Source organism: Dellaglioa sp. CoH-56-MRSF-11 (assembly GCF_056782135.1).
The window spans coordinates 1-280 of sequence record NZ_JBXAYE010000100.1; the positions used below are offsets into that span (position 1 = coordinate 1).

Sequence of the window (280 nt, forward strand, 5' to 3'; positions counted from 1 at the left end):
GTCTAATTCTACGCGTAAGGTATCCCCCGGATTGCGTATTTTGGACCGGGTATTTTGCTGGGAAAACAGGGACCATAATTCAGGCCCCTGCGGATCGTTACTTGATGACCTCAAACACCATATCGAGCGGCCGGAACGTTTTGGAGATACGGCCGTCTGACGACTGGTTGCGCAATTTGTCGCATGCCACGCGAACCGACCCGTTTTTGTGGACGGCCTCAACAGTGCCCGTCATGCCCTGTTCCGGCCACCATTGGACGCGATTGTAAAAGCTTTGTTC

General features: G+C 53.6%; 1 protein-coding gene. It reads right to left on the reverse strand.

The window, feature by feature from the left end; all coding sequences use genetic code 11:
- Window positions 1-97 precede the first annotated feature (97 nt).
- On the reverse strand, window positions 98-280 hold a 183-nt coding region (locus tag AC1RPT_RS08010; RefSeq protein ID WP_481763024.1), incomplete at its 5' end, for a hypothetical protein.